The sequence below is a fragment of the Methylobacterium nodulans ORS 2060 genome (assembly GCF_000022085.1).
GTDB lineage: Bacteria > Pseudomonadota > Alphaproteobacteria > Rhizobiales > Beijerinckiaceae > Methylobacterium > Methylobacterium nodulans.
The window spans coordinates 4,474,455-4,496,613 of record NC_011894.1; the positions used below are offsets into that span (position 1 = coordinate 4,474,455).

Genomic DNA, 22,159 nt, shown 5'->3' on the forward strand with positions numbered 1-22,159 from the left:
CTAGAGAGAAGCGGGGCGGCCGCGGGCCGTGGTGACCCGGATGGACCGCATGGGACCAGAACGGATGTTACTGAGGGCTATCGCCCGCTGGCGCGGCCATCCGCTCGTGCGGCTTTGCCTGCAATTCATCTCTTATGTCGGCGTCGGCCTCGCCGCGCTCGTGGTCCATTACGGCCTGCTGGTGGCCCTGGTCGAGTTCGGCCGCGTCGATCCGGTCGCGGCCGCGGTGGCGGGCTACATTGCGGGCGGGGTCGTGTCCTACACGCTCAACCGCCGCCATACCTATGCGAGCGACCGGCCGCATGCCGAGGCGACTTGGCGCTTCGCCGTGGTGGCCGCGATCGGCCTCGGGCTGACCTGGATCCTGATGGCGGTCCTGACCCGCTGGGCGGGGCTCGCCTACCTGCCCGCGCAATTCGCGACGACGGGCCTTGTCGTGTTCTGGAACTTCACCGGCAACAGGCTCTGGACCTTCGCGGAGCGCACGCGGGCCGTGTCCGTGGCGCCGGATGCCGCTGTCGATCTCTAGATTCGGCTGTGCGTGACGCACGAAAAACCCCTCTTCCCGGGGGAAGAGGGGTTTTTCGCGCCGGAGCGATGCGGCGGAAAAGCTTACTCGGCGGCGGCCGGCGTGGCCTTGCCTTCTCGGCGCCACCCCCATCACAGTTCGCGTGCCGCCATCTCAGCTCGTGGCACTTGACGCTTGGATTGCTGCCCAGGCTGACCCTAAACCGACCCGACCCGAAGCAATCCGGCGTCTAGTTGAGCGGGCATTGCTATCAGTTTATTAGAACTAATCTGACTGAACGATAGCCGGGATGCCCCCGTTGTTCCAAAGTTGTCCCGGGCGCAATCCTTCTGGGGATGAAGGCAATGTGCTCCAATCAATTGATGCTCGATAGCCAGCTAGTGAGGCTGCGCCTATGCCAGATAATCCAGTTATCAGTGTAATAGTCCTTAGTATAGGGCGCGGTCCAGGTTTTATTATAGCAATCAGGTAATTGAAAATCTGGGCCGCAGCTGCGAGCATAATTCCGATCAAAAAGAGGGCGTAAGTTAAAGAACTAGTGTGCATAGATACTCCTCTGAGTTTTGGGCTTTACCACCTCGCACATCGGCGTCCAGTCCGGCTCGGCCTCGTGCCGGTTGGCGACGCCGAGCGCCATGGTGAGGGTCTGAAGGTCGTCGATGCGGCCCGTGCTCTTGGCCTTGTCGAACTTCCTCGCCCCGGTCGGGTCCGGCGTCGCCTTCGCGTTCATGGCGCACCACGACAGCACCGGGTGCATCCCGTAGAGGGGTAGGGGTGAGGGTGGAGACGGTTCCGCAAGTATCCTGAACCGGGCCGCTGCCGGCACCACGGTTGTGGATATCTGCGGCTCCGTCCGGGACCCTCACCCCTACCCCTCTCCCGCACGGGAGAGGGGATCCCGCGGTTCCCGCGCCCTCTTGTCTCCGAATGGATCAACCGGAAGCCATATGACGCACGAAAAACCCCTCTCCCGGGGGAAGAGGGGTTTTTCGTGCCGGAGCGATGCGGCGGAAAAGCTTACTCGGCGGCGGCCGGCGTGGTCTTGCCCTTCTCGCTGCCGCGCTCGGCGCGCTCGGCGATGCGGGCGGCTTTACCGCGGCGGTCGCGCAGGTAGTAGAGCTTGGCGCGGCGGACCTTGCCGCGGCGGACCACCTTGATCGAGTCGATCAGCGGCGAATAGATCGGGAAGACGCGCTCGACGCCCTCACCGTAGGAAATCTTGCGGACCGTGAAGTTCTCGTTGAGGCCGCCGCCGGCGCGGGCGATGCAGACGCCCTCGTAAGCCTGCACGCGGGTGCGGTCGCCTTCCTTCACCTTCACGTTCACCACGACCGTGTCGCCGGGCTCGAAATCCGGGATGGTCTTGTTGAGCTGGGCAATCTGCTCCTGCTCGAGCTGCTGGATGATGTTCATGGGTCAAACTCCGGCCGTTACGCCTCACCGCGGGATGCGGCCCGACGCAGGATTTCGGCGTCCTGTTGTGAGTTGGCCGGCTCTCTACAGGATGGGGCGCGGCTTGTCGATGGGGCAGGGGCCTCAGCGTAGGCGCGAGGGCTTCCGGTGCCCTTGCGGAGGCGGGCCTCTGGCGGCAGCATCCGTCCCGGTGGAGCTCCCCAGCCATGACCGAGATGAAGCGGCGCCGGTCGTTCGAGCCCGGGCACCGGCTCAAGTTCCTGGTGCTGGTCGACGAGACCCCGGAATGCGACCGGGCGGTGCATTTCGCCATCCGCCGCGCCGCGCGCCTCAACGCCCGGGTGGTGATGCTGGCGGTGGCCGAGCCGCCGGAGAGCTTCGAGTGGCTCGGCGTCGGCGACGCGATGCGGGCCGAAGCCGAGGCCGAGACCCGCGAGCGCCTCGATGGGCTCGCCGCAGCGGCCCGGCAGGCGGCGGGCGTCGATCCGGAATGCGTCGTGCGCACGGGCGAGCGGGCTGACGAGATCCTGCGCCTGATCAGCGAGGACGAGGATATCGGCTTCCTGGTGCTCGCCGCCGCCACAGGCAAGGACGGGCCGGGCCCGCTCGTCTCCACCATCGCCGGCAAGGCCGCGGGCTCCTTCCCGGTCCCTGTCGTGATCGTGCCGGGCGCGCTGACGGAGGCCGAGATCACCGCGCTCGCCGGGTGACGGTCCTGCGCGACGATGTCCGCCTGACGCGTCTGGAGGCGATCGAGGATCGTCTCGCCCGGCCTCCTGTCGCCTGCTCCCGCTTTCCCGGGCGCATGCAGCGCCAGCGGAATGCGACCCGGGAGCCAGCACAGGAAGTCGCGCAGCGACCACTTGTCAGCCACGGTGGAGACAACCGGAGCCGCTGCGCGGCAACTCACCCTGCTGGTTCCCGGATCTCCTAGCGCTCCAGTCGTCCGGGAAAGCATCTGTGTTTGGCGTCAAGCCTGTTGGGGCTGATTTGGCGTCCAGAGGCGGTCCTGAGCGATGAGGCTGTTGGCCAGCACGGCGAGCTTGCGGGCCACGGCGATGATGGCGCACTTTGGCTTCTTGCCGTTGGCGATCAGGCGTTCGTGGAAGGCTTTCAGGCCGGCGTTGTGGCGGGCGGCCGAGAGCGCCGCGAGGTAGAGGACGCGGCGCACGGGCGGGCGGCCGCCCCAGATGACCCGCACGCCCTGGCGCGCGCCGGAATCGTCGGCGACCGGCGCCAGGCCCGCCAGCAGGCCGATCTGCCGGCTGCTGCAGGTGCCCAGCTCGGCCAGGCTGGCCACCAGGGTGGCCGCGATCGTGTCCCCGATCGAGGGGATCGAGACCAGGATGGCATGCCGCCGGGCCAGTCCGGGATCGGCCGCGATGAGCCGGCGGATCTCGCCGGCAAGGGCCTCGATGTCCGCGGCGATCCTGGCCAGACGGTCCTGGAACTGGCGGATCAGGAACGGGCTTGCGGCCGCGGCCAGCTGGTTCTTGAGGGCGGTTTGTTCGGCCACGGCGCTGTCGCGGGCCGCGACCAGTTCCTGGAGCGCTTCGAGCGCGTCCGAGGCCGGCGGGCGCTGCGGGGGGGCCATCACCGCGGCAAACTGCGCCAGCACGCGGGCATCGAGCCGATCGGTCTTGGCCCAGATGCCTTGCGCCTTGGCGAACATGCGCACCCGAAACGGATCGACGACGGCGACCGGCAGGCCCGAGGCATGCAGGCTGCGGCGGGTCTGGCGGTGCCACTTGCCGGTGGCCTCGACCACGACCAGCCCCAGAGCAAAGCGCCCAAGCCAGCGCTTGAGCTGCCGGATGCCGACCTCGGTATTGGCGAACCGCTGGGCTTGGCCGGAGGGGAGGACGTGGACGTCGAGCCAGCTCTTGCTGACGTCGATCCCCACGCTAGACTTGCCCGCGGTCTCTTGTTTGGACACTTCCTTGCCTTGCATACGGGACTTGCTCCCCAGCATCTGTTCAGGACAAGAGCCAGAGGGCGGCCGGATCCTGCTTTCCCACGGTGCCAATCCTAGAGGGAGATCGATCCCGGCCGCCCGCGTCGCGGCCGGTGGCCACCGGCCGCGACGCACCTCACAGCTTGGTGCGCTGGTCGGCCCGTCAAACATGCAAGCGGGAGGAGGGGGTCGGAGCCCCTCTCATCGCGCCCCCATCCGCAAGGCGAAGCCATCGACCGGATGTCGGATGAGCTGACCACCGGCCTTTGCCGACCCTGACGGATGAGACCGTGGCTGTCCGAGCGCTGCCGCCTGCGGCTGCCAACCCCGGCCGTCAATCCCATGCTTGCTCAGCATGAGGGCCGGAGAGGGTGCCACGGCAGGGAGCGCTCATGTCACTGCGAGAGGTTGACCGATGGCCTCCGCATGGGGAGACAGGCCGTTCGCACCGTTGCGGTTTGTCCGCGCCGGGTCCACATCTCGATTGGCGCGAGGCGCCGTTCCCGGCCGGCCTTGAACCGGCGCTGAGAACCCGAAGGACCCTCCCGATGTTCATCCAGACCGAAGCCACGCCGAACCCCACCACCCTCAAGTTCCTGCCCGGCCGGGTGGTGCTGACGGAGGGCACCTTCGAGGCCCGCAGCCCCGATCAGGCCGCGCGCTCGCCACTCGCCCAGGCGTTGTTCGCCGTGCCGGGCGTGGCCGGCGTCTATTTCGGCCACGACTTCATCTCGGTCACCAAGGCCGAGGACGGGCCGGAATGGCCGCAGGTGAAGCCCGCGGTGCTCGGCGCGATCATGGAGCATTTCCTGTCGGGTGCGCCGGTCCTGGAGGCCGGAGCCGCGGGCGAGGGGACCTCGGAGGAGTTCTTCGAGGAGGCCGACGCCGACACGGTCGCGACCATCAAGGACCTGCTGGAGACCCGCGTGCGCCCGGCCGTGGCGGGCGACGGCGGCGACATCACCTTCCGGGGTTACCGCGAGGGCGTCGTCTACCTGGAGATGAAGGGAGCCTGCTCGGGCTGCCCGTCCTCCACCGCCACCCTGCGCCAGGGCGTGCAGAACCTCTTCCGCCACTTCCTGCCGGAGGTGCGCGAGGTCCAGTCGGTCTGACGGCTGTTCATAGCGGCTCCGCTTCGCGCTGACGGCGCCGGGCGCATGGGTTAACATGCCGGCTTAAAGAGCCGGGCGGGCGCTGCGTCATGCCCGGCGGGTGGAGTCGACGATCCTTGCGTATCCTGGCCATCGACACGGCGCTCGAGACCTGTGCGGCCTGCATCTCCTCGGACGAGGATTCGGAGCCGCTGGCGCAGGAGAGCCTCGCGCTGCAGCGCGGGCATGCGGAGGCGCTGCTGCCGCTCGTGGAGCGGGTGGTGGCGCGGGTCGAAGGCGGCTTCTCGGCGCTCGACCGGGTCGCCGTGACGGTCGGGCCGGGGAGCTATACCGGGCTGCGCGTCGGCCTCGCGGCGGCCCGGGCGGTCGGGCTGGCCTGCGGCATCCCGGTCGTCGGCGTCACCACGCTCTCGGCGCTGCTCGCCCCGCTCCTCGCCTCCGGCGAGGACTTCCTGGGGCAGGGCTACCTTCTCGCCGCGGCGATCGACGCCAGGCACGGCCACGTCTATTTCCAGGCGCTCAGCCCCGACGGGGGCATCGTGGTGCCGCCCGCCCTGATCCCGGTCGCGGAGGCCGTGCAGCATCTCGGCGCCGGCCCGGCGGCGCTCGCGGGCTCGGCGGCGCCCGCGCTCGCAGCGGCGGCGAATTCCGGCGGCGGCCACGCCGTCGTGCCGGAAGGGCATACGGCCCCCGAGATCGCCTGGGTCGCCTCGCTCGGCCTCGTCGCCGATCCCGAGCATGCGCTGCCCCGCCCCCTCTATCTCCGCGGTCCCGACGCGCAACCGCAGGACCACGCGCGCCTGCCCCGGCGCTAGCCCCATGTGGAACCCCTTCCGCAGCGCCGCCCCGACCGTCCACGTGGCACCGCTGCTGTCGGCCGATTGCGCCCCGGATCTCGCGGCTCTCCATGCCACCGGCTTCGCCCGGCCGTGGGAGACGCACGAATTCGAGCAGATGCTCTGCGAGCGCAGCCACATCGCCCACGGGCTGATGCGCGGCCGCGACCTCGCGGGCTTCGTGCTGTCGCGGATCGTCGTCGACGAAGCCGAGATCCTCACCGTGGTGCTCGGGCCCGCCGCGCGCGGTGCGGGCCTGAGCCGGACCCTGCTCGCGACCCATCTGCGGGCCCTTGCCGATGCGGGTGCGCGTGCCGTGCATCTCGAAGTCGATGACGGCAATGCGGCGGCGCTCGCGCTCTACCGCCGCCTCGGCTTCACCGAGACCGGCCGGCGCGCCGGCTACTACCCGCGCCCGGACGGCACCAGGGCCGCGGCGCTGACCATGCGGGCGACGCTGGTGTGATCGCCCCGGCCCGCATCCTGCGCCACGTCAAGACGGGCCTGCGCCTCCTCGTCTACGGCACGGCCTTCCTGCTCCTCGTCGGGCCGCACCGGCTCAGCCTCCGGCGGGGCGGGCGATTCGCAGGGCTTGCCCCGATGCTCCTGCATCGGCTCTTCCTGGCGCTGTTCCAGGTGCGCGTGCGAGTGACCGGCACGCCGCCCGCCCCGGGCGAGGCGGCGCTCGTGCTCGCCAACCACATCTCCTGGCTCGACATCCCGGTGCTGGGCTCGCTGCGCCCGCTCTCCTTCGTGGCGAAGTCCGAGATCGCCGGCTGGCCGATCATTGGGCTGTTCGCGAGGCTCCAGCGCACGGTGTTCATCGACCGGGCCCGCAAGCGCCACACGGCGGTGGTCAACACCGAGCTGAGCCGCCGGCTCGCCGCCGGCGACGTGGTGGTGCTCTTCGCCGAGGGCACGACCGGCGACGGCAACCGCCTGCTGCCGTTCCGCGCCTCGCTCGTCGGCGCCGCCCGGGCGGCGCTCACCGATGGCGGTCTCGACGCGGTGCGGCTGCAGCCCCTCTGCATCGCCTATACGCGCCGCCACGGCCTGCCGCTCACCCGGCGCGAGCGCCCGGAGATCGCCTGGTACGGCGACATGGAACTCGCTCCCCACCTCGCCGTGTTCCTGGAGCGCGGGCCGATCGACGCCGAGGTCGTCTGGGCCGAGCCCGTCACCTTCGCGGCCGGCACGAACCGGAAGGTGGCGACCGCGCTGGCGGAGGCCGCGGTCCGGCGCGCGCTGCGGCAGGCGGTGACCGGGCGGCCCGCCGCCGATCCCGCCGCGCCCGCGCCACTGGCCGGAGCGTCGGCGGCGCTCGCCGAGGCCCTCTGAGGCGCGGTCGCTCTCATCCCAACGGCCCGGGCTGCTGACGTAAGCCAAGTGCTGACGCAGCGGGCCGTTGACCCATCTCGAATTTTCGACACCAAGCCAAAGGCTTGGCGACAATGCGAGAGCGGAACCACCGGTCATGTCCAATGACCGTTGGTATCAACCAAACCTTAACCCTGACGGCGGCTTAACTCGGTCGGTCGCGCGGCCGGTGCCGGTCCGCGGCCCTTACTTTCGACAGATTCGGGCGCGATCGAGGGCGAAACCGCTCAATCTGAGGACACACCAGGGGCCGGATTCGCCGCCCGGGACGTGAGGACGACTGCATGAACCCCGCCGATGCCGTCCAGGCCCTGCCGGTCCACGAGATCACGCTGTTCGGCCTGTTCTGGCAGGCGCATTTCGTCGTCAAGGTCGTGATGCTGGGGCTGCTCGGCGCCTCGGTCTGGTGCTGGGCCATCATCGTCGACAAGACGCTGCTGTTCCGCCGCACCCGGGCCGAGATGGACGCCTTCGAGGAATCGTTCTGGTCCGGCCGCTCCCTCGAGGAGCTCTACCGCTCCTTCAACGACAAGGCCCCGACCGGGCTCGGCGCGGTCTTCGTCGCCGCGATGCGCGAGTGGAAGCGTTCCTTCGAGGGCTCGGGCCGCTCGATCCACAGCCTCGGCCAGCGCATCGACAAGGTGCTCGACGTGACCATCCAGCGCGAGGTGGAGCGCCTCGAGTCGCGCCTGCTCTTCCTCGCCTCGATCGGCTCGGCCGGCCCGTATATCGGCCTGTTCGGCACGGTGTGGGGCATCATGACCGCCTTCACCTCCATCGCGGCCTCCAAGAACACCAGCCTCGCGGTAGTGGCGCCGGGCATCGCCGAGGCGCTCTTCGCAACCGCGATCGGCCTGTTCGCGGCGATTCCCGCCGTGCTCGCCTACAACAAGCTGCAGGCCTCGGTGGCCAAGGCGCAAGGCCGCCTCGAAGGCTTCGCCGACGAGTTCTCGGCGATCCTCTCGCGCCAAATCGACGAGCGCCTCGCGCTCGCCGCCTGATCATCCTCCACGCGAGCCGGGACGACGCATCATGGGCATGGCCACCGGAGCGGCACAGGGCGGCGGACGCCGCCGGCGCGGGCGGCGGGGCGGCGCCATCAACGAGATCAACATGACGCCGTTCATCGACGTCGTGCTGGTGCTCCTGATCATCTTCATGGTGGCGGCCCCGATGATGACGGTGGGCGTGCCCCTCGACCTGCCTCAGACCAAGGCCGCGCCGCTCAATTCCGACGCCAAGCCCGTCACCCTGTCGATTCGCCAGAGCGGCCAGGTCTTCCTCGGTGAGGACGAGCTCGCCGACGACGCGATCGTGGCGCGCCTCACCGCCACCGCCCGCGAGGGCTTCGACGAGCGCGTCTTCGTGCGCGGCGACAAGCGGGTCGATTACGGGCGCGTGGCGCAGGTGATGGCGATCGTGACCGGCGGCGGCTTCAAGCGGGTCGCCCTGGTGACCGAGCCCGACCAGCGATAGGCGAGGCGCGGCGTGCCCCCCCTCAAACGGTCCGAGCCCGGCGTCTGGATCTCGGGGCTGGCGCATGCGGCGCTGCTCGGCGCTGCGCTCTATGCGGCTGCGGCCCACGAGCTGCCGCAGGCCGAGGAGGGCGTGCCCGTCGAGGTCATCACCGAGAACCAGTTCTCCGAACTCACCAAGGGCAGCCAGGACGGCGAGGCTCCGGCCAAGACGCCGCGTGCGGACCGCGTCGCGGACACGAAGCAGGAGCGCGACCCCGGCGAGGCCAAGACGGATGTCCCGACCCCGCCGACCCGTCCGCCCGAGATGAAGGTCGCCAGCGCCGAGGAGCCCCCGATGCCGCCCCTGCGGCCGGCCCTGGAGCAGCCCGCGCCCCTGCCGCCGAGCCGGCCCGACGACAGCGAGGCCCGCGAACAGGCGAGGGCGGAGGCCAAGGCGAAAGCGGACGCGGAAGCCAAGGCGAAGGCGGAAGCCCAGAAGGCCGAGGCCGCCCGTGCGGCCGCGGAGGCCGCGAAGGCCGCCGCGGAGGCCAAGGCCGCCGCCGCGAAGGCGGAAGCCCAGGCGAAGGCCCAGGCCGAAGCCAAGGCCAAGGCCGAGGCGGCCCGCCGCGAGGAACTGGCGCAGCTCATCGCCCGCGAGGAAGCCGAGGCGAAGGAGCAGGCGGCTCGCGAGGCGGCCGCCGCCAAAGCGCGCGCCGAAGCGAAGGCCAAGGCCGAGGCGAAGGCCCGCGCGGAGGCCCAGGCCAAGGCCGAGGCGGAGGCCAGGGCGAAAGCGGAAGCCCAGGCGAAGGCGGAGGCGGAAGCCAAAGCGCAGGCCGAGGCCAAGGCCGAGGCGGAGGCCAAGGCGAAGGCCGAAGCCAAGGCGGCAGCGGAGGCGAAGGCTGCTGCCGAGGCCAAAGCCAAGGCCGAGGCGGCGCGCGCCAAGGCGCTCGCGGAGGCCAAGGCCAAGGCCGCCGCCGAGGCGAAGGCGCGCCGTCAGGCCGAACTCGCCAACCAGTTCAATGCCGGCTCGATCCGCGACGTGCTGGCCTCCCGAGCCCCCGCGCAATCGACCGGCTCGACGGGCCGCGAGGTCCAGCGCACGGCGGCGCTCGGCACGACGACCGGCACCGCGGCGCGCCTCAACCCGAGCCAGCGCGACGCCCTCGTCGGCCTGCTCCAGCAGCAGATCGAGCGCTGCTACTCGGCCCCGCCCGGCGCCCAACAGGGCGTGGTGCTGCCCCAGCTCGACATCCGCCTGAACCCCGACGGCTCGCTCGGTGCCGACCCGCGCATCCTGCGGGCCGGCGGCAGCGCGGTCGACCGCTCGATCGCCGAGGCTGCCGTGCGGGCCGTGCGCCGCTGCGCGCCCTACCGCATCCCCGCCCAGTTCGCGCCCTTCTACAACGACTGGCGGGTGATCAATGCGGAGTTCGAGCTGCCGCGGGCTTAAAGGGCGATGCCGAGATCACCACGCTCAACGGACCTGCACGGGACCTCCTCTCCCGCGGGGGAGAGGGTCTTTTCGCGCTCCGCACGAATTCCGCCTCCGTAACGGACCAGACGCCCCCATGCCTCCTCGCTTCTCGCCGCGATGGCCGCACGCGCTCGCCTCCCTGCTGTGGCTCCTTCTCGTCCTCGTCCGGCCGGCCGAGGCGCAGCTGAACCTGCGCGTGGGGCCGGGCGGCTCCTTCCAGCCGATGCCGATCGCGGTGGCCGACTTCTCCGGCGATCCGTCCCTGGCGCCGCTCGTCGCCGGCATCGTCACCAGCAACCTGAAGCGCTCAGGGTACTTCGTGCCGATCGAGAAGGCGCGCTTCCCCGAGACCCCGAACTTCGACGCGGCGCCCCGCTTCGCGGCCTGGAAGGAGGCGGGCGCCCAGGGGCTCGTCACCGGCCGGGTCAGCCGCGACGCCTCGGGCGGGATCAAGGCCGAGTTCCGTCTCTGGGACGTGCTCGCCGGCCAGCAGATGATCGGCCAGCAATATGCGGGCAGCGCCGCGAATGCGCGCCGCATGGGCCACCTGATCTCGGACGCGGTCTACACCAAGATCACCGGCATCGGCGGCTTCTTCGACACCCGCATCGCCTTCGTGGACGAATCCGGCTCGAAGGAGCGCCGCCGCAAGCGCCTCGCCATCATGGACCAGGACGGCGCGAATGTGCGCTACCTGACGAGCGGCGAGGCCGCCGTGGTGGCGCCGCGCTACTCGCCCGCCACCCAGGACATCACCTACATGTCCCAGATCACCGGCCAGCAGCCGCGGGTGCAGGTGATCAACCTGGAGACCGGCGCCCGGCAGGTGATCCCCACCAAGGCCGAGATGAGCACGAGTCCGCGCTTCTCGCCGGACGGCCGCCGGCTCGTGATGAGCGACCAGGATGGCGGCAATGCCAGCATCTACGTGATGGATCTCGCCTCCAAGGCGCAGACCCGCGTCACCAACGCCAACGCCATCGACACCTCGCCCTCCTTCTCGCCGGACGGGCGCGAGATCGTCTTCGAATCCGACCGCGGCGGCCAGCAGCAGATCTATGTGATGGGCGCCGACGGCTCGAACCCGCGGCGCATCTCCTTCGGCGAGGGCTCGGCCTCGCAGCCGGCCTGGTCGCCGCGGGGCGACTACATCGCCTTCACTCGGCAGCGGAAGGGCTCCTTCGCCATCTGCATCATGAAGCCCGACGGTTCCGGCGAGCGGGTGCTCACGGAAGGTTTTCACAATGAGGGCCCGACCTGGGCGCCGAACGGCCAGTACGTGCTGTTCTTCCGCGATCCCGGGGGACAGGCCGGCGGCAAGCTCTACATGGTCGACATCACCGGCCGGGTGGAGCAGCCGGTGCCGACGCCCTCCTACGCCTCCGACCCGAGCTGGTCGCCGTTGATCGACCCGCAGCGCTGATCCCGCGCGGCGGCTGGCCTCCTCTCGCCCGCTCTCCCTGTCCCGGGCGCATGCAGCGTCAGCGGAATGCGACCCGGGACCAAGCACGAGACGTCGCGAAGCGACCGCTTTTCACCCGCGGCGCTGGAAGTCATCGGCTTACCCCAAGAGCCCGGACCCCAAGAGCCCGGAACGCTGCTTCCGGCTCCCGTGCAACGATCGTCAGCAGGGAGCGAGCGGCGGGATCAGGCTGTTTTCGGCCCTGCTCCCAATTGCGGATGGTGGCGACAGGGACGCCGAGGGCCTGCGCGAACACGGTCTGCGTCATGTTCAGCCGCTCCCGGATGGTCGTGACCGAGAGAACGGGGCGGTAGCCGGTCGGCTCTGCGTCCGGGTTCTGCCCATCTTCGATCATATGGCGACGAATATCCTTCTCCGTCGTCGCTTCAATCTTGGCCTGGTCGATTGCAGGGCGGTTGGTCTTCAGCTGTTCGAGAGAAATGCGAGCCATAGCCTGCGCTCCTTCCTGTCGGCGCGGCGAGCGGAGATAATCCACCTGACCTCTTCGCGGTCTGTATAGGTGACGTGGTAGACAACTCCGTCGATCTCACCGAGCGCGTTGACGCGAACTTCGCCGCAATCCGCTCTGCCATCCACCTTGGCGAGGACAGGGCCGAGGAACACGAGGGCAGCGCAGTCAAAGCCGAACCCGCGCTCTGCGAGGTTCTTGTCCGACTTCGCGGGATGCCAATCGAGGTCCATGCCGTATATGCGCCCAGGGCGCACATACGGCAAGGGTCATGGAGGGGGAAAGCAGGATGCGCCCGCGACCGAAGCCGCGAAGGCGCAAGACTGCGGACGCCGCCTGAAAATAGAGAGCGGGGCGGCTTCCGCGCCTGTCGGTTGTCGATTCGGATACAGCCCGGCGGCGCCTCGGCGCGCCGCTGCCCCCCTGCGCCGGGGATCATCGGGTGCTCTGTCGGATTCAGCGATAGTTAACCACGCACTGCTAGTACGGAAGCAGCCGAAATTGGCACTTCCTGGAGTAACGGACCGATCCGAGGCGGCGTGAGCTTGCGTCTCGCCAGCATCTCTTGGCGCGTGCATAGCAACGATCGACCGGTCGCCGTACGGGAAGCGCGTATCCGAGTAGCGTCCCGATGGTCCAGCGCGCGTATTCCTCCGATCGCACGACCCGCCACGGTCGGACGACCCTTCGTCTGCGCTGGCCCGCCCCCCGCCGAGGATTGATCCGCAGCCTCCTGGTGGCCGGAGGAGCGGTCTGGCTCGGACTCGCGAGCCAGCAGGAGCGCGGTCCCGAGGACCCAGGTCCGGCGCACTTGGCCTCCGATGCTCCCGCACCCGTGGCGCCCACGCCCGTGCCGGCTCCCGTCGCCGTGCCGGCGCCCCGTCAGGCCTGGCTGCTCGATCCGAACCCGATGCTCGATCCGGCCCTGCTCACGTGGCGTCAGGCGTCCCTCGACACCGCGAACGGCTTTGCCGCCGCAAAGCCCGCCGAGTCGCCCGTGCCGGAGACGCAGGCCGAGTCGGCGCCGTCCGCCCCGTCCCAGCCCTCGCTCGCGCCCGATGCGCGGCTCGTCCTCCAGGCCGTGCCGCTGCCGGTGCCGCGTCCGGCCGAGTTCCGCACGCCGCGGATGGCGGCGACCCCGCGCTTCGCCGAGCGGCTCACGCCGCGCCGGTCCCGCTCCCAGAGCACCGCCGCCGCCATGGCGGATACAAGGTCCTTCTTCGAGAAGCTGTTCGGCGGCCCGCCATCCCCGTCGGAGCCGGCCCTCGCCTATGCCTCGGTCGGCGGCGGCAGCCTCGACGAGACCCCGCGCCAGCCGCTCAGCCCGTCCCCGTTCCGCCCGGTCGAGGCGGCCACCGCCGTCTACGACATCAGCGCCGGCACCGTGACCCTGCCGAACGGCGAGCGGCTGGAGGCCCATTCCGGCCTCGGCCCGCACATGGACGATCCGCGCTACGTGCACCTACGCATGCGCGGCGCCACGCCGCCCGGCACCTACATCCTGACCGAGCGCGAGGCGCTCTTCCACGGCGTGCGGGCGATCCGGCTCAACCCGGTGGGCGGCAGCGGCGCCATCTACGGCCGCACGGGCCTCCTGGCGCATACCTACATGCTCGGGCCGAGCGGGGCCTCGAACGGCTGCGTCTCCTTCAAGGACTACAACCGCTTCTTGCAGGCCTTCCTGCGCGGAGAGGTCCAGCGCCTCGTCGTCGTCGCCGGGCGCGGCTAGAGCGGTGCCCGACCCGGCCGGGTCGGATCACGGCTCTCAAGTCTTGCTGTCACGCGCTCCCTTGCGCCGAACCGGCACCACTGCGGCGGGGTGCGCTCTCGCGGCGCGATCGCCCATTGCCCGAAGGTCTGCGGCACCCTGCCGCGGGAGCTTTCGCTTGTATCGTTGCCCTGCGCCGCGAGACTGAACCCGTGAGTTCAGTTGTGTGCGTATGAGCCAACTCGTCCGTCCTCTCGATCCGGACCGCAGCCGCCGCATCCTGGAGGCCGGGATGCGGCTGTTCTCGGGCATGCCCTATGCGGACGTGCACATGGAGGCGGTCGCCGCCGCGGCAGGCGTCGCCAAGCCGACGCTCTACCGCTACTTCCCGACCAAGGAGGCCCTGTTCATCGCGGGGCTGGCCTGGACGCTCGCGGAGCTGCGCGAGGCGATCGGGGCCACCCGGACGACCGGCGGCGACGAGGCCCGGCGCCTCGAAGTCGCGGTGGGGCTGGTGCTGGAGCGGATCGGGCGGCTCTCGCCGGCGCTCCACGCCATCGAGAGCCGCAGCAGCGATCTCGGCGAGAAGAGCCGGCGGGTCCTGCGCGAGGGATTCGACGGCCTGCGCGACGCGCTGGCGGCGCTCCTGCGCGACGGGGTGGCGGCCGGGCGCTTCGATGTCCCCGACGTGGATCTGGCCGTGATGATGGTGCTGGGCGGCATCCGCATGGCCGCCCACGGCACCGGCCGGGAGGCGCCGTCGCCCACCGCGGTCGCCGCCTTCTTCCTCAACGGCCTGCGGGCCGGCGCGGCGGTGCCGCTTCCGGCCGTCCGGCGCCTCGGAGCCCTCGCATGACCCGCCTCCTGCTCCTCCTCGTGGCGGCCCTCGGCACGGGGGCGGGCGTGATGGTCTACCGCCATGGGGGTGATTCCCGCGCCGCCTGGGAGACGACCCGCTCGGCCCTGCCGCCGTCCCTCGCGCAGCACCTGCCGCTCGCCTTCACGCCGCCGCCGCCCAAGGCGCCTGCGGCGCCGCCGCGGGTGACGGTCGGCACCGTGGCGGCGGGCAGCGTGGATCTGCCGCTCACCCGCACGGCCGTCGGCTGGATCGAGCCCATCGCCACCGTGGTGGTGCGGCCCCGCATCGACGGCGTCATCACGGAACAGCTCGCCCGCGACGGGCAGATGGTGAAGGCGGGCGAGGTGCTCTACCGCCTCGACGACCGCGAGCTGCGGGCCCAGATCGCCCGCAACGAGGCGGCGCTCGCCCGCGACGAGGCCACCCGCACGCGCACCCAGAACGACATGCGCCGCGTCGGCGAGCTCCTGTCGCGCAACTCCGCCTCGCAGGCGCAGTTCGACCTCGCCGCCGCGGAGGCGAAGGTCGCCGCCGCCAATGTGGAGGCCGCCAAGGCAGCCCTCGACGCCGACCGGGTGCGGCTCGACTACACCACGATCCGCGCGCCCATCGCGGGCCGGCTCGGCACGGTCCGGGTCACGGCAGGCAACCTCGTGAAGGGCAACGAATCGGCCGGCACCGGCCTCGTCACCATCACGCAGATGAAGCCCCTGCGCGCGACCTTCTCGCTGCCCGAGCGCGAGCTCGACCGCCTGCGGGAGGCCCTCGCCCGGCCGCAGACCGCGCCGGTGCGGGTCTTTTCCAGCGGCAGCGACGCGGTGCTCGCCACCGGGCGGCTCTCCTTCGTGGATTCGAGCGTCGATCAGGCCTCCGGCACAGTGACCGCCTGGGCGCTCTTCCCCAATGAGGACGAGCGGCTCTGGCCGGGCCAGTACGTGCGGGTCGAGATCGATCTCGGCCGCCGCCCGAACACCGTCACGGTGCCGCAGGTCGCGGTGCAGCCCGGCCAGGACGGCAGCTATGCCTGGGTGGTGCGCCCGGACGGCATCATCGAGCGGCGGGCCGTCGAGGTGCTCTCGGCCGCGGGCGGCGTCGCGGCGCTCACCCGCGGGGTGAGGGCGGGCGAGCGCGTCGTGGTCGAGGGGCAGGCGCGGGCGCGCGAGGGCCTCGCCGTCGTTGAGCGCCCGCAGGACGTCCCGCCCGACGCGCAGGCGGCGGCAGGCCAGCGGACCCGGATCGAGTAGGGGCTTTGAGGCGTGAACATCTCGGCCCCCTTCATCCGCCGGCCGGTCGCCACGATCCTGCTGTCGCTGGCGCTCACCCTGTCGGGGCTGTTCGCCTACCGGCTCCTGCCGGTCGCGGCGCTCCCGACCGTCGATTTCCCGACCATCTCGGTCACGGCGCAACTGCCCGGCGCCTCGCCGGAATCCATGGCGGCCTCGGTGGCGACGCCGCTCATCAAGGAATTCTCCACGATCCCGGCCATCGCCACGATCTCGGCGACCAACTACCAGGGCTTCACCTCGATCACGATCGAGTTCGAGCTGTCGCGCAACATCGATCAGGCGGCGGCCGACGTGCAGGCGGCGATCACCCGCACCCTGCGGCGTCTGCCGGTCGAACTCACCATCCCGCCGAGCTTCCGCAAGCTCAACCCGGCGGATGCGCCGGTGATCCTGCTCGCCGTGTCGAGCGACACCACGCCGCTGCCGACCCTCGACGCCTTCGCCCAGACAGTGATCTCACCTTCGCTCTCGACCATCACGGGCGTCGGGCAGGTGCTGGTCTATGGCAGCCAGAAATTCGCGGTGCGGATCCAGTTCGATCCGAACGTGCTCGCCGCCCGCGGCATCGGCGTCGACGAGGTCCAGGCGGCGATCTCGAACGCCAACACCTCGACGCCGGTCGGCGTGGTCGAGGGGCGGGGCCAGAACCTCACCATCCAGACCAACACCCAGCTGATGAACGCGGATGCCTTCCGCGACATCATCGTGGCAGTGAGGAACGGCCGCCCGGTCCGGCTCGGCGAGGTCGCCCGCGTCATCGACTCGGTCGAGAACGCCCGCATCGCCTCCTGGAAGGACGGCCGGCGCGCCCTCGTGCTGGCGGTGCAGCGCCAGCCCGACGCCAACACCGTCGAGGTGGTCGACCGCGTCCGCGCCATGCTGCCGAAATTCCAGGAGCAGCTCGGCGGCGGGGGCACGATCAGCGTCGTCAACGACCGCTCGGTCTCGATCCGCGAGGCGGTGCACGACGTGCAGTTCACGCTGCTGCTCACGATCGGGCTCGTCGTGGTGGTGATCTACCTGTTCCTCGGCCGGCTCGCCGCGACGCTGATCCCCTCGATCGCGGTGCCGATCTCGATCATCGCCACTTTCGGGGCGATGTACCTGCTCGGCTTCTCGATCGACAACATCTCGCTGCTCGGCCTGACGCTGGCGGTCGGCCTGGTCGTCGACGACGCCATCGTCATGCTGGAGAACATCGTCCGGCACGTGGAGGAGGGCATGAAGCCCTTCGAGGCTGCGCTCAAGGGGGCGGGCGAGATCGGCTTCACCATCCTGTCGATCACCATCTCGCTGATCGCGGTGTTCATCCCGGTCCTGCTGATGGGCGGGGTGGTGGGCCGCATCTTCAACGAATTCGCCATCGTGGTGACGATCGCCATCGTCGCCTCGGCGGTGATCTCGTTGACCCTCACGCCGATGCTGGCCGCCCGGTTGCCGGCGGGGGCCGCAGGCCACGGGACGAACAAGAACCTGTTCGAGCGCGGCTTCGCGCGCCTGCAGCGCGGCTACGAGCGCGGGGTCGATCTCTGCCTGCGCCATCCCTTCGCGGTGCTGCTGGTGTTCCTCGGCTCGGTGGGGCTCACCGCCGCCATGTTCGCGGCGATCCCCAAGGGCTTCTTCCCGTCCGAGGATATCGGGCAACTGCAGATCGCCACGGAGGCGCGCCAGGACATCTCCTTCGATGCGGTCGCCTCCCTCCAGCACGAGGCCGAGACGGTGCTGGCCCGCAACCCGGCGGTCGCCCATGTGGTCAACCGGGCCGGCTCGAACGGCTTCACCGGCACGCTCAACCAGGGCTCGTTCTTCGTGGAGCTCAAGGACCGCAGCGAGCGGCCGCCCCTCCAGACGACCATCGCCGAGCTGCGCCGCGACCTCGGCGAGGTGCCCGGCCTTGCGGCCTTCATCACGCCGGTTCAGAACCTGCGGCTCGGCGGCCGCCAGTCGAAGTCGCAGTACCAGTACGTGGTGCAGGGCCTCGACCGGGCGGAGCTGGAGCGCTGGTCCCTCAAGCTCACCGATGCCATGGCGCAGGACCGCGCCACCTTCGCGGGCGTGACCAACGACCTGCAGAACGCCGCCCTGCAGGCCAGGATCACGGTCGACACGGACAAGGCGCAGGCGCTCGGCATCAGCTCCGACCAGATCCGCCAGACGCTCTATACCGGCTTCGGCACCCGCCAGATCTCGACCATCTACGGCACCGCCGACAGCTATCAAGTCATCACCGAGTTCGATCCGCGGCTGCAATGGACGGCCGACCGGCTCGACGACGTGCGGCTGCGCGCGTCGAGCGGCAAGCTGGTGCCGCTCTCGGCCTTCGCCACCATCACGCGCGAACCCGGCCCGCTCTCGATCAACCAGCTCGGCCTGCTGCCGGCGGTGACGATCTCGTTCGACGTGCCGCCCGGCGTCGCCCTGGGGCAGGCGGTCGACCGCGTCGCCGCGATCAAGCAGTCGCTCGGCCTGCCCGGCACGCTCACCACCACCTTCGCGGGCACCGCGCAGGTGTTCCAGGATGCGCTCGCCAATCAGGGCCTGCTGCTCGCCGCCGCGGTGCTGACGATCTACCTCGTGCTCGGCATCCTGTACGAGAGCTTCATCCATCCGCTCACGATCCTCACGGGCCTCCCGGCGGCGGCCGTGGGGGCGCTGGGGGCCCTCCAGCTGCTCGGGATGGACCTCTCGGTCATCGCGATCATCGGCGTGCTGATGCTGATCGGCATCGTGAAGAAGAACGCCATCATGATGATCGACGTGGCGCTGGTGCTCCAGCGCGAGCAGGGCTGGACGCCCGCCACCGCGATCCGCGAGGCCTGTCTCCTGCGCTTCCGTCCGATCATGATGACGACGGCCGCCGCCGTGATGGGGACGCTGCCGATCGCCATCGGCCATGGGGCGAGCGCCGAACTGCGCCAGCCGCTGGGCGTCGCCGTGGTGGGCGGGCTGCTCGTCTCGCAGCTTCTCACGCTGTTCATCACGCCGGTCCTGTATCTCTACATGGACCGGCTCGCCGCCGGCACGACCCGGCTCCTGCTCAGGCTGCGGCGCGGGCGCCTGCCGGCTGCCAGGGCTCCGGCGGAGTAGCCCGTAACGGTCAACCCCTCGGTGTTCCTCCCCTCGACGTCATCCTGAGGTACTGGCGAGCGGCTGCGTCGCGGCCTCGAGCCAGGCCCGGGTCTCGGGGTCGAGGAGCCGAGAGAGCGCCTCGCGGACGCGGGCGTGATAGGCATCGACCCAGGCGGCCTCGGCGGGCGTGAGAAGCTCCGCCGCGATCAGCGTCCGGTCGATCGGCGCAAGCGTGAGGGTCTCGAAGCCGAGCATCGGCCGCTCTCCGCCGGGAATCGCGCGCTCCTCCACCAGGACCAGGTTCTCGATCCGGATGCCGTAGGCGCCCGCCCGGTAGTAGCCGGGCTCGTTCGACAGGATCATGCCCGGCTGCAGGGCCGTCGTGCCGGTCTTGGCGATGCGCTGCGGCCCCTCGTGCACGGACAGGAAGGCGCCGACCCCGTGGCCGGTGCCGTGGTCGAAATCGAGCCCCGCCTCCCAGAGCGGGCGGCGCGCGAAGCCGTCGATCTGAGCCCCCGTCGTACCCCGCGGAAAGACCGCGGTGGCGATCGCGATGTGGCCCTTGAGCACGCGCGTGAAGCGGTCGCGCATCTCCGGCGTGGGCGCCCCCACCGCGACCGTGCGGGTGATGTCCGTCGTGCCGTCGACATATTGCGCGCCGGAATCGATCAGGAACAGCTCGCCCGGCCGCACCGTCCGGTCGGTGGCCTTCGTCACCCGGTAGTGGACGATGGCCCCGTTCGGCCCGCTTCCGGAGATCGTCGGGAAGGAGACGTCGCGCAGCTCGCCGGTCTCGGCGCGGAAGGCTTCGAGACGCGCGACCGCCGCGATCTCGCTGACCCGGCCCTCCGGCGCCTCGCGGGCGAGCCAGGCCAGGAAACGCGTCACCGCGGCCCCGTCGCGCCGGTGCGCCGCCCGCGAACCGTCGATCTCGGCCGCGTTCTTGACCGCCTTCATCCCGGTGATCGGGTCCGGGCCGATATCCGTCGTGCCGCCAGCCTCCTCGATGCGGCGGCGCAGGGCGACCGCACCCGTCGCCGCATCGAGCCGCACCCGGGCCCCCGCGCGGCCGAGCGCGGCGAGGGACGCGGGCAGCCCCGCCGGATCCATGCGCTCGGCCAGGCCGTCGAGGGCCGCCGCCGCCTCGGGCGTCACCTTGGCGGCGTCGAGGAAGAGGGTGGCGGAGCCCTCGCGGGGAATGATGGCGTAGCCGAGCGGCAGGGGCGTATGGGCGACATCGCCGCCGCGCAGGTTGAACACCCAGGCGAGGTTGTGCGGGTCCGAGACGACGAGGGCATCGGCCTTCGCCTTGGCGAGCGCCTCGCGCACCCGGTCGAGCTTGCGCGCGGCCGCCTCGCCGGCGAGCGCCTCCGGGTGCGGCACGACCGGCGCCCGCGGCGCAGGCGGCCGATCGATCCAGATCTGGTCCACGAGGTTGAGGCCCGTGGGCTCAAGCCGCCCGCCCGCTTCCTTCGCGGCCCGTTCGAGCCGCGCGAACCCATCCGGCGTGTGCAGCCAGGGGTCGTAGGCGAGGATGCCGCCCGCGGGCAGATTCGCCTCGATCCAGGCTTCGGCCGAGGTCTCGGCGAGGGGAACCGGCGTGATGACGCTGGTGTCGACCTGCTCGGCGGCCTGGAGCGTGTAGCGCCCGTCGACCACCAGGGCGGCCCGGTCCGCCAGGATCACGGCGGTGCCGGCCGAGCCGGTGAAGCCCGTGAGCCAGGCGAGGCGCTCCGCATAGGGCGGGACGTATTCGGACTGGTGCTCGTCGGCCCGCGGCACCACGAAGCCCGAGAAGCCCTTCTGGAGCATGGCGGCGCGGAGCGCCGCGATGCGGGCGGCGCCGGCGCGGTGGCTGGGATCGTCGAAGGTCTGGAAGCGGGCCTGCGTCATGGCCAAGGCCTACGCTGCGCGGGCGGGCGCGGCAATGGGGCGGGGGAGCATGGCTTGCAGGGCACTGCCTCGGGCGGGCGGGCCCTCAGTAGAGGGGGTCGAGTCTCACATTCGGGATCACGAAGGGGCCCACCGCGACCTTGCCGCCCGCGAGCCGCACCGGCGGCAGGGGCTTGAGCGCGGCCTCGTCCGGCCGGCCGGACGCAGGGGCCTCCTCGCGCCGCCGGCCGCCGCCGAGCAGCTGGCCGACGAGGTTTCCGATCAGGGCCGCGTTCGCTCCCCCGACCCGCTCGCCGAGCTGCTCGGTGACGAGGGGCGCGATCACCGCGTCGAGCCCGGCCGTGCGCACATCGAGCTGGCCGGCGAGCCGGTGCGATTCGTCGAGCGCGAGCGTGCCCTGGGCCTGGAGGCGGCTGCGGCCTTTCTCGGCGGACAGCCGCGTCAGCGCGACGCTGCCGCCCGCCAGGCGCCAGCGCTCCAGCTCCTCGGCGAGCGGCCGCGTGCGGAGGCCCGCCGCGCGGCTCGCCGTCGCATCGAGGCCAAGATCGGCCGGCTCCGTCCCGCCGAGGATCGGGTCGAGGAGCGGCAGCGTCGCCTGGGTGACCCGCGCGCTCAGGTCGACGGCGCCGTCGGATTCGAAGCGGCCCGGCGTCGGGCGGGCATGCAACTCGAGATGCTCCGCCGTAAAGGCGATCGGCTGCCCCGCGGCGCCCGGCACCTCGACGCCCGTGACCTGACCCCGCAGATCGTCCGTCACCAGGGAGGCGCGCTGGAAGCCCCCGTCCGTGAGGTGCAGCGAGGCTTCGAGGAGCCGCCACGTCACGTCGCCGACCTTGCCCTCCTGCTCGACGTGGAAGGGGCCGTCCGCCTCGACGATGACGTGACGGGGCTGGTAGATCTGCGCCACCGCCACGACCGGCCCGACCGAGAAGGTCACGTCGGAGCGCGCGAAGCGCAGGGCGGCGCAGCGCAGTTCGAGGCGGAACGGATAGCCGCCGAGGCTGCGGTCGCTGCAGGTCCAGCTGCGGCCGGCCTGCGCCTCGCGGGCGAACCACTGGTCGACCGCTTCCTCGGCCCGGCCGCGGACCCAGACCCAGCCGGCCGACCACAGGGCCGCGACGAGGACGAGCAGGATGAAGGGGGCGAAGAGGCCGATTCGCCCGCGATGCTGCGCCGGCACATCCCCGTCGGTCTCGGTCGTCCGCACCATCGGCCTTAGCCTCCGCTCGCGATTGAACCGGGTCTCCCTAGCTGCTACCGG

At 71.0% G+C, this 22,159-nt stretch carries 21 protein-coding genes; 14 read left to right on the forward strand and 7 right to left on the reverse strand.

All coding sequences use genetic code 11. The features are described 5' to 3' along the window. Positions 1-64 precede the first annotated feature (64 nt). Positions 65-529, forward strand: a complete 465-nt coding sequence (locus MNOD_RS20830) for a GtrA family protein (protein ID WP_244424540.1) — start codon at positions 65-67, stop codon at positions 527-529. A 535-nt stretch (positions 530-1,064) separates the two neighbouring features. Here MNOD_RS20830 and MNOD_RS46985 read toward each other — a convergent pair. Both MNOD_RS46985 and rplS read right to left on the reverse strand, forming a co-directional pair. Then, entirely contained in the window at positions 1,065-1,277 is a 213-nt protein-coding gene (locus tag MNOD_RS46985; protein WP_198157531.1) for a hypothetical protein, read from the reverse strand. A gap of 269 nt (positions 1,278-1,546) precedes the next feature. After that, positions 1,547-1,942, reverse strand: coding sequence for a 50S ribosomal protein L19 (rplS, locus tag MNOD_RS20840; RefSeq protein ID WP_015930936.1), 396 nt, complete (start codon positions 1,940-1,942; stop codon positions 1,547-1,549). A gap of 206 nt (positions 1,943-2,148) precedes the next feature. Here rplS and MNOD_RS20845 point away from each other — a divergent pair, with 206 nt between their 5' ends. After that, the gene (locus MNOD_RS20845) at positions 2,149-2,652 is read left to right on the forward strand and encodes a universal stress protein (RefSeq protein ID WP_015930937.1); all 504 of its coding nucleotides are present in this window, start codon (positions 2,149-2,151) and stop codon (positions 2,650-2,652) included. Between the two features lie 260 nt (positions 2,653-2,912). Here MNOD_RS20845 and MNOD_RS20850 read toward each other — a convergent pair whose 3' ends face one another. Then, positions 2,913-3,893, reverse strand: coding sequence for an IS110-like element ISMno29 family transposase (locus MNOD_RS20850; RefSeq protein WP_012631021.1), 981 nt, complete (start codon positions 3,891-3,893; stop codon positions 2,913-2,915). A 551-nt stretch (positions 3,894-4,444) separates the two neighbouring features. Between MNOD_RS20850 and MNOD_RS20855 the strand changes: the two genes are divergently transcribed. The 8 genes from MNOD_RS20855 (at position 4,445) to tolB (ending at position 11,575) form a co-directional block, all read left to right on the forward strand. Then, positions 4,445-5,008: a NifU family protein gene (locus tag MNOD_RS20855; RefSeq protein WP_015930938.1), complete on the forward strand. Its 564-nt coding sequence runs from the start codon at positions 4,445-4,447 to the stop codon at positions 5,006-5,008. A 116-nt stretch (positions 5,009-5,124) separates the two neighbouring features. Further along, the gene (tsaB, locus tag MNOD_RS20860; protein WP_015930939.1) at positions 5,125-5,823 is read left to right on the forward strand and encodes a tRNA (adenosine(37)-N6)-threonylcarbamoyltransferase complex dimerization subunit type 1 TsaB; all 699 of its coding nucleotides are present in this window, start codon (positions 5,125-5,127) and stop codon (positions 5,821-5,823) included. Positions 5,824-5,827: 4 nt separating this feature from the next. Continuing rightward, on the forward strand, positions 5,828-6,310 hold the full coding sequence (locus MNOD_RS20865; protein ID WP_015930940.1) for a GNAT family N-acetyltransferase: 483 nt from the start codon (positions 5,828-5,830) through the stop codon (positions 6,308-6,310). Positions 6,311-6,327: 17 nt separating this feature from the next. Then, positions 6,328-7,182 carry a lysophospholipid acyltransferase family protein gene (locus tag MNOD_RS20870; RefSeq protein WP_425277514.1) on the forward strand — a complete coding sequence of 285 codons (855 nt, stop codon included), beginning with the start codon at positions 6,328-6,330 and terminating at the stop codon, positions 7,180-7,182. 323 nt (positions 7,183-7,505) lie between these two features. Next, on the forward strand, positions 7,506-8,222 hold the full coding sequence (gene tolQ, locus MNOD_RS20875; protein WP_015930942.1) for a protein TolQ: 717 nt from the start codon (positions 7,506-7,508) through the stop codon (positions 8,220-8,222). Between the two features lie 31 nt (positions 8,223-8,253). Continuing rightward, positions 8,254-8,697 carry an ExbD/TolR family protein gene (locus MNOD_RS20880; protein WP_015930943.1) on the forward strand — a complete coding sequence of 148 codons (444 nt, stop codon included), beginning with the start codon at positions 8,254-8,256 and terminating at the stop codon, positions 8,695-8,697. Positions 8,698-8,709: 12 nt separating this feature from the next. Next, entirely contained in the window at positions 8,710-10,128 is a 1,419-nt protein-coding gene (gene tolA, locus MNOD_RS20885) for a cell envelope integrity protein TolA (protein WP_015930944.1), read from the forward strand. A 118-nt stretch (positions 10,129-10,246) separates the two neighbouring features. After that, positions 10,247-11,575: a Tol-Pal system beta propeller repeat protein TolB gene (gene tolB, locus MNOD_RS20890; protein WP_015930945.1), complete on the forward strand. Its 1,329-nt coding sequence runs from the start codon at positions 10,247-10,249 to the stop codon at positions 11,573-11,575. 130 nt (positions 11,576-11,705) lie between these two features. On the opposite strand, the gene MNOD_RS20895 is transcribed toward tolB, so the two are convergent. Both MNOD_RS20895 and MNOD_RS20900 read right to left on the reverse strand, forming a co-directional pair. Next, on the reverse strand, positions 11,706-12,065 hold the full coding sequence (locus MNOD_RS20895) for a helix-turn-helix domain-containing protein (RefSeq protein ID WP_015930946.1): 360 nt from the start codon (positions 12,063-12,065) through the stop codon (positions 11,706-11,708). Next, positions 12,038-12,316, reverse strand: coding sequence for a BrnT family toxin (locus MNOD_RS20900; protein ID WP_015930947.1), 279 nt, complete (start codon positions 12,314-12,316; stop codon positions 12,038-12,040). Before MNOD_RS20900 ends, MNOD_RS20895 begins: the two co-directional genes overlap by 28 nt. A 602-nt stretch (positions 12,317-12,918) precedes the next feature. On the opposite strand from MNOD_RS20900, the gene MNOD_RS20905 reads away from it, so the two are divergent. From MNOD_RS20905 to MNOD_RS20920, 4 genes are all read left to right on the forward strand, one after another. Next, positions 12,919-13,812 (forward strand): DUF2778 domain-containing protein, encoded by an 894-nt coding sequence (locus MNOD_RS20905; RefSeq protein ID WP_425277484.1) that lies wholly within the window; start codon positions 12,919-12,921, stop codon positions 13,810-13,812. Between the two features lie 211 nt (positions 13,813-14,023). After that, complete coding sequence (locus tag MNOD_RS20910; RefSeq protein ID WP_043749161.1) at positions 14,024-14,647, forward strand: TetR/AcrR family transcriptional regulator; 624 nt, start codon at positions 14,024-14,026, stop codon at positions 14,645-14,647. Beyond that, positions 14,644-15,894: an efflux RND transporter periplasmic adaptor subunit gene (locus MNOD_RS20915; RefSeq protein ID WP_015930950.1), complete on the forward strand. Its 1,251-nt coding sequence runs from the start codon at positions 14,644-14,646 to the stop codon at positions 15,892-15,894. Before MNOD_RS20910 ends, MNOD_RS20915 begins: the two co-directional genes overlap by 4 nt. 12 nt (positions 15,895-15,906) lie before the next feature. Further along, positions 15,907-19,023 carry an efflux RND transporter permease subunit gene (locus MNOD_RS20920; protein ID WP_015930951.1) on the forward strand — a complete coding sequence of 1,039 codons (3,117 nt, stop codon included), beginning with the start codon at positions 15,907-15,909 and terminating at the stop codon, positions 19,021-19,023. Positions 19,024-19,062: 39 nt separating this feature from the next. Here the strand turns inward: MNOD_RS20920 and MNOD_RS20925 are convergent, their stop codons facing one another. Together MNOD_RS20925 and MNOD_RS20930 are read right to left on the reverse strand one after the other, a co-directional pair. Further along, positions 19,063-20,898, reverse strand: coding sequence for an aminopeptidase P family protein (locus MNOD_RS20925; protein WP_015930952.1), 1,836 nt, complete (start codon positions 20,896-20,898; stop codon positions 19,063-19,065). An 85-nt stretch (positions 20,899-20,983) separates the two neighbouring features. Further along, positions 20,984-22,108 (reverse strand): DUF2125 domain-containing protein, encoded by a 1,125-nt coding sequence (locus tag MNOD_RS20930; RefSeq protein ID WP_015930953.1) that lies wholly within the window; start codon positions 22,106-22,108, stop codon positions 20,984-20,986. Positions 22,109-22,159: the final 51 nt, after the last annotated feature.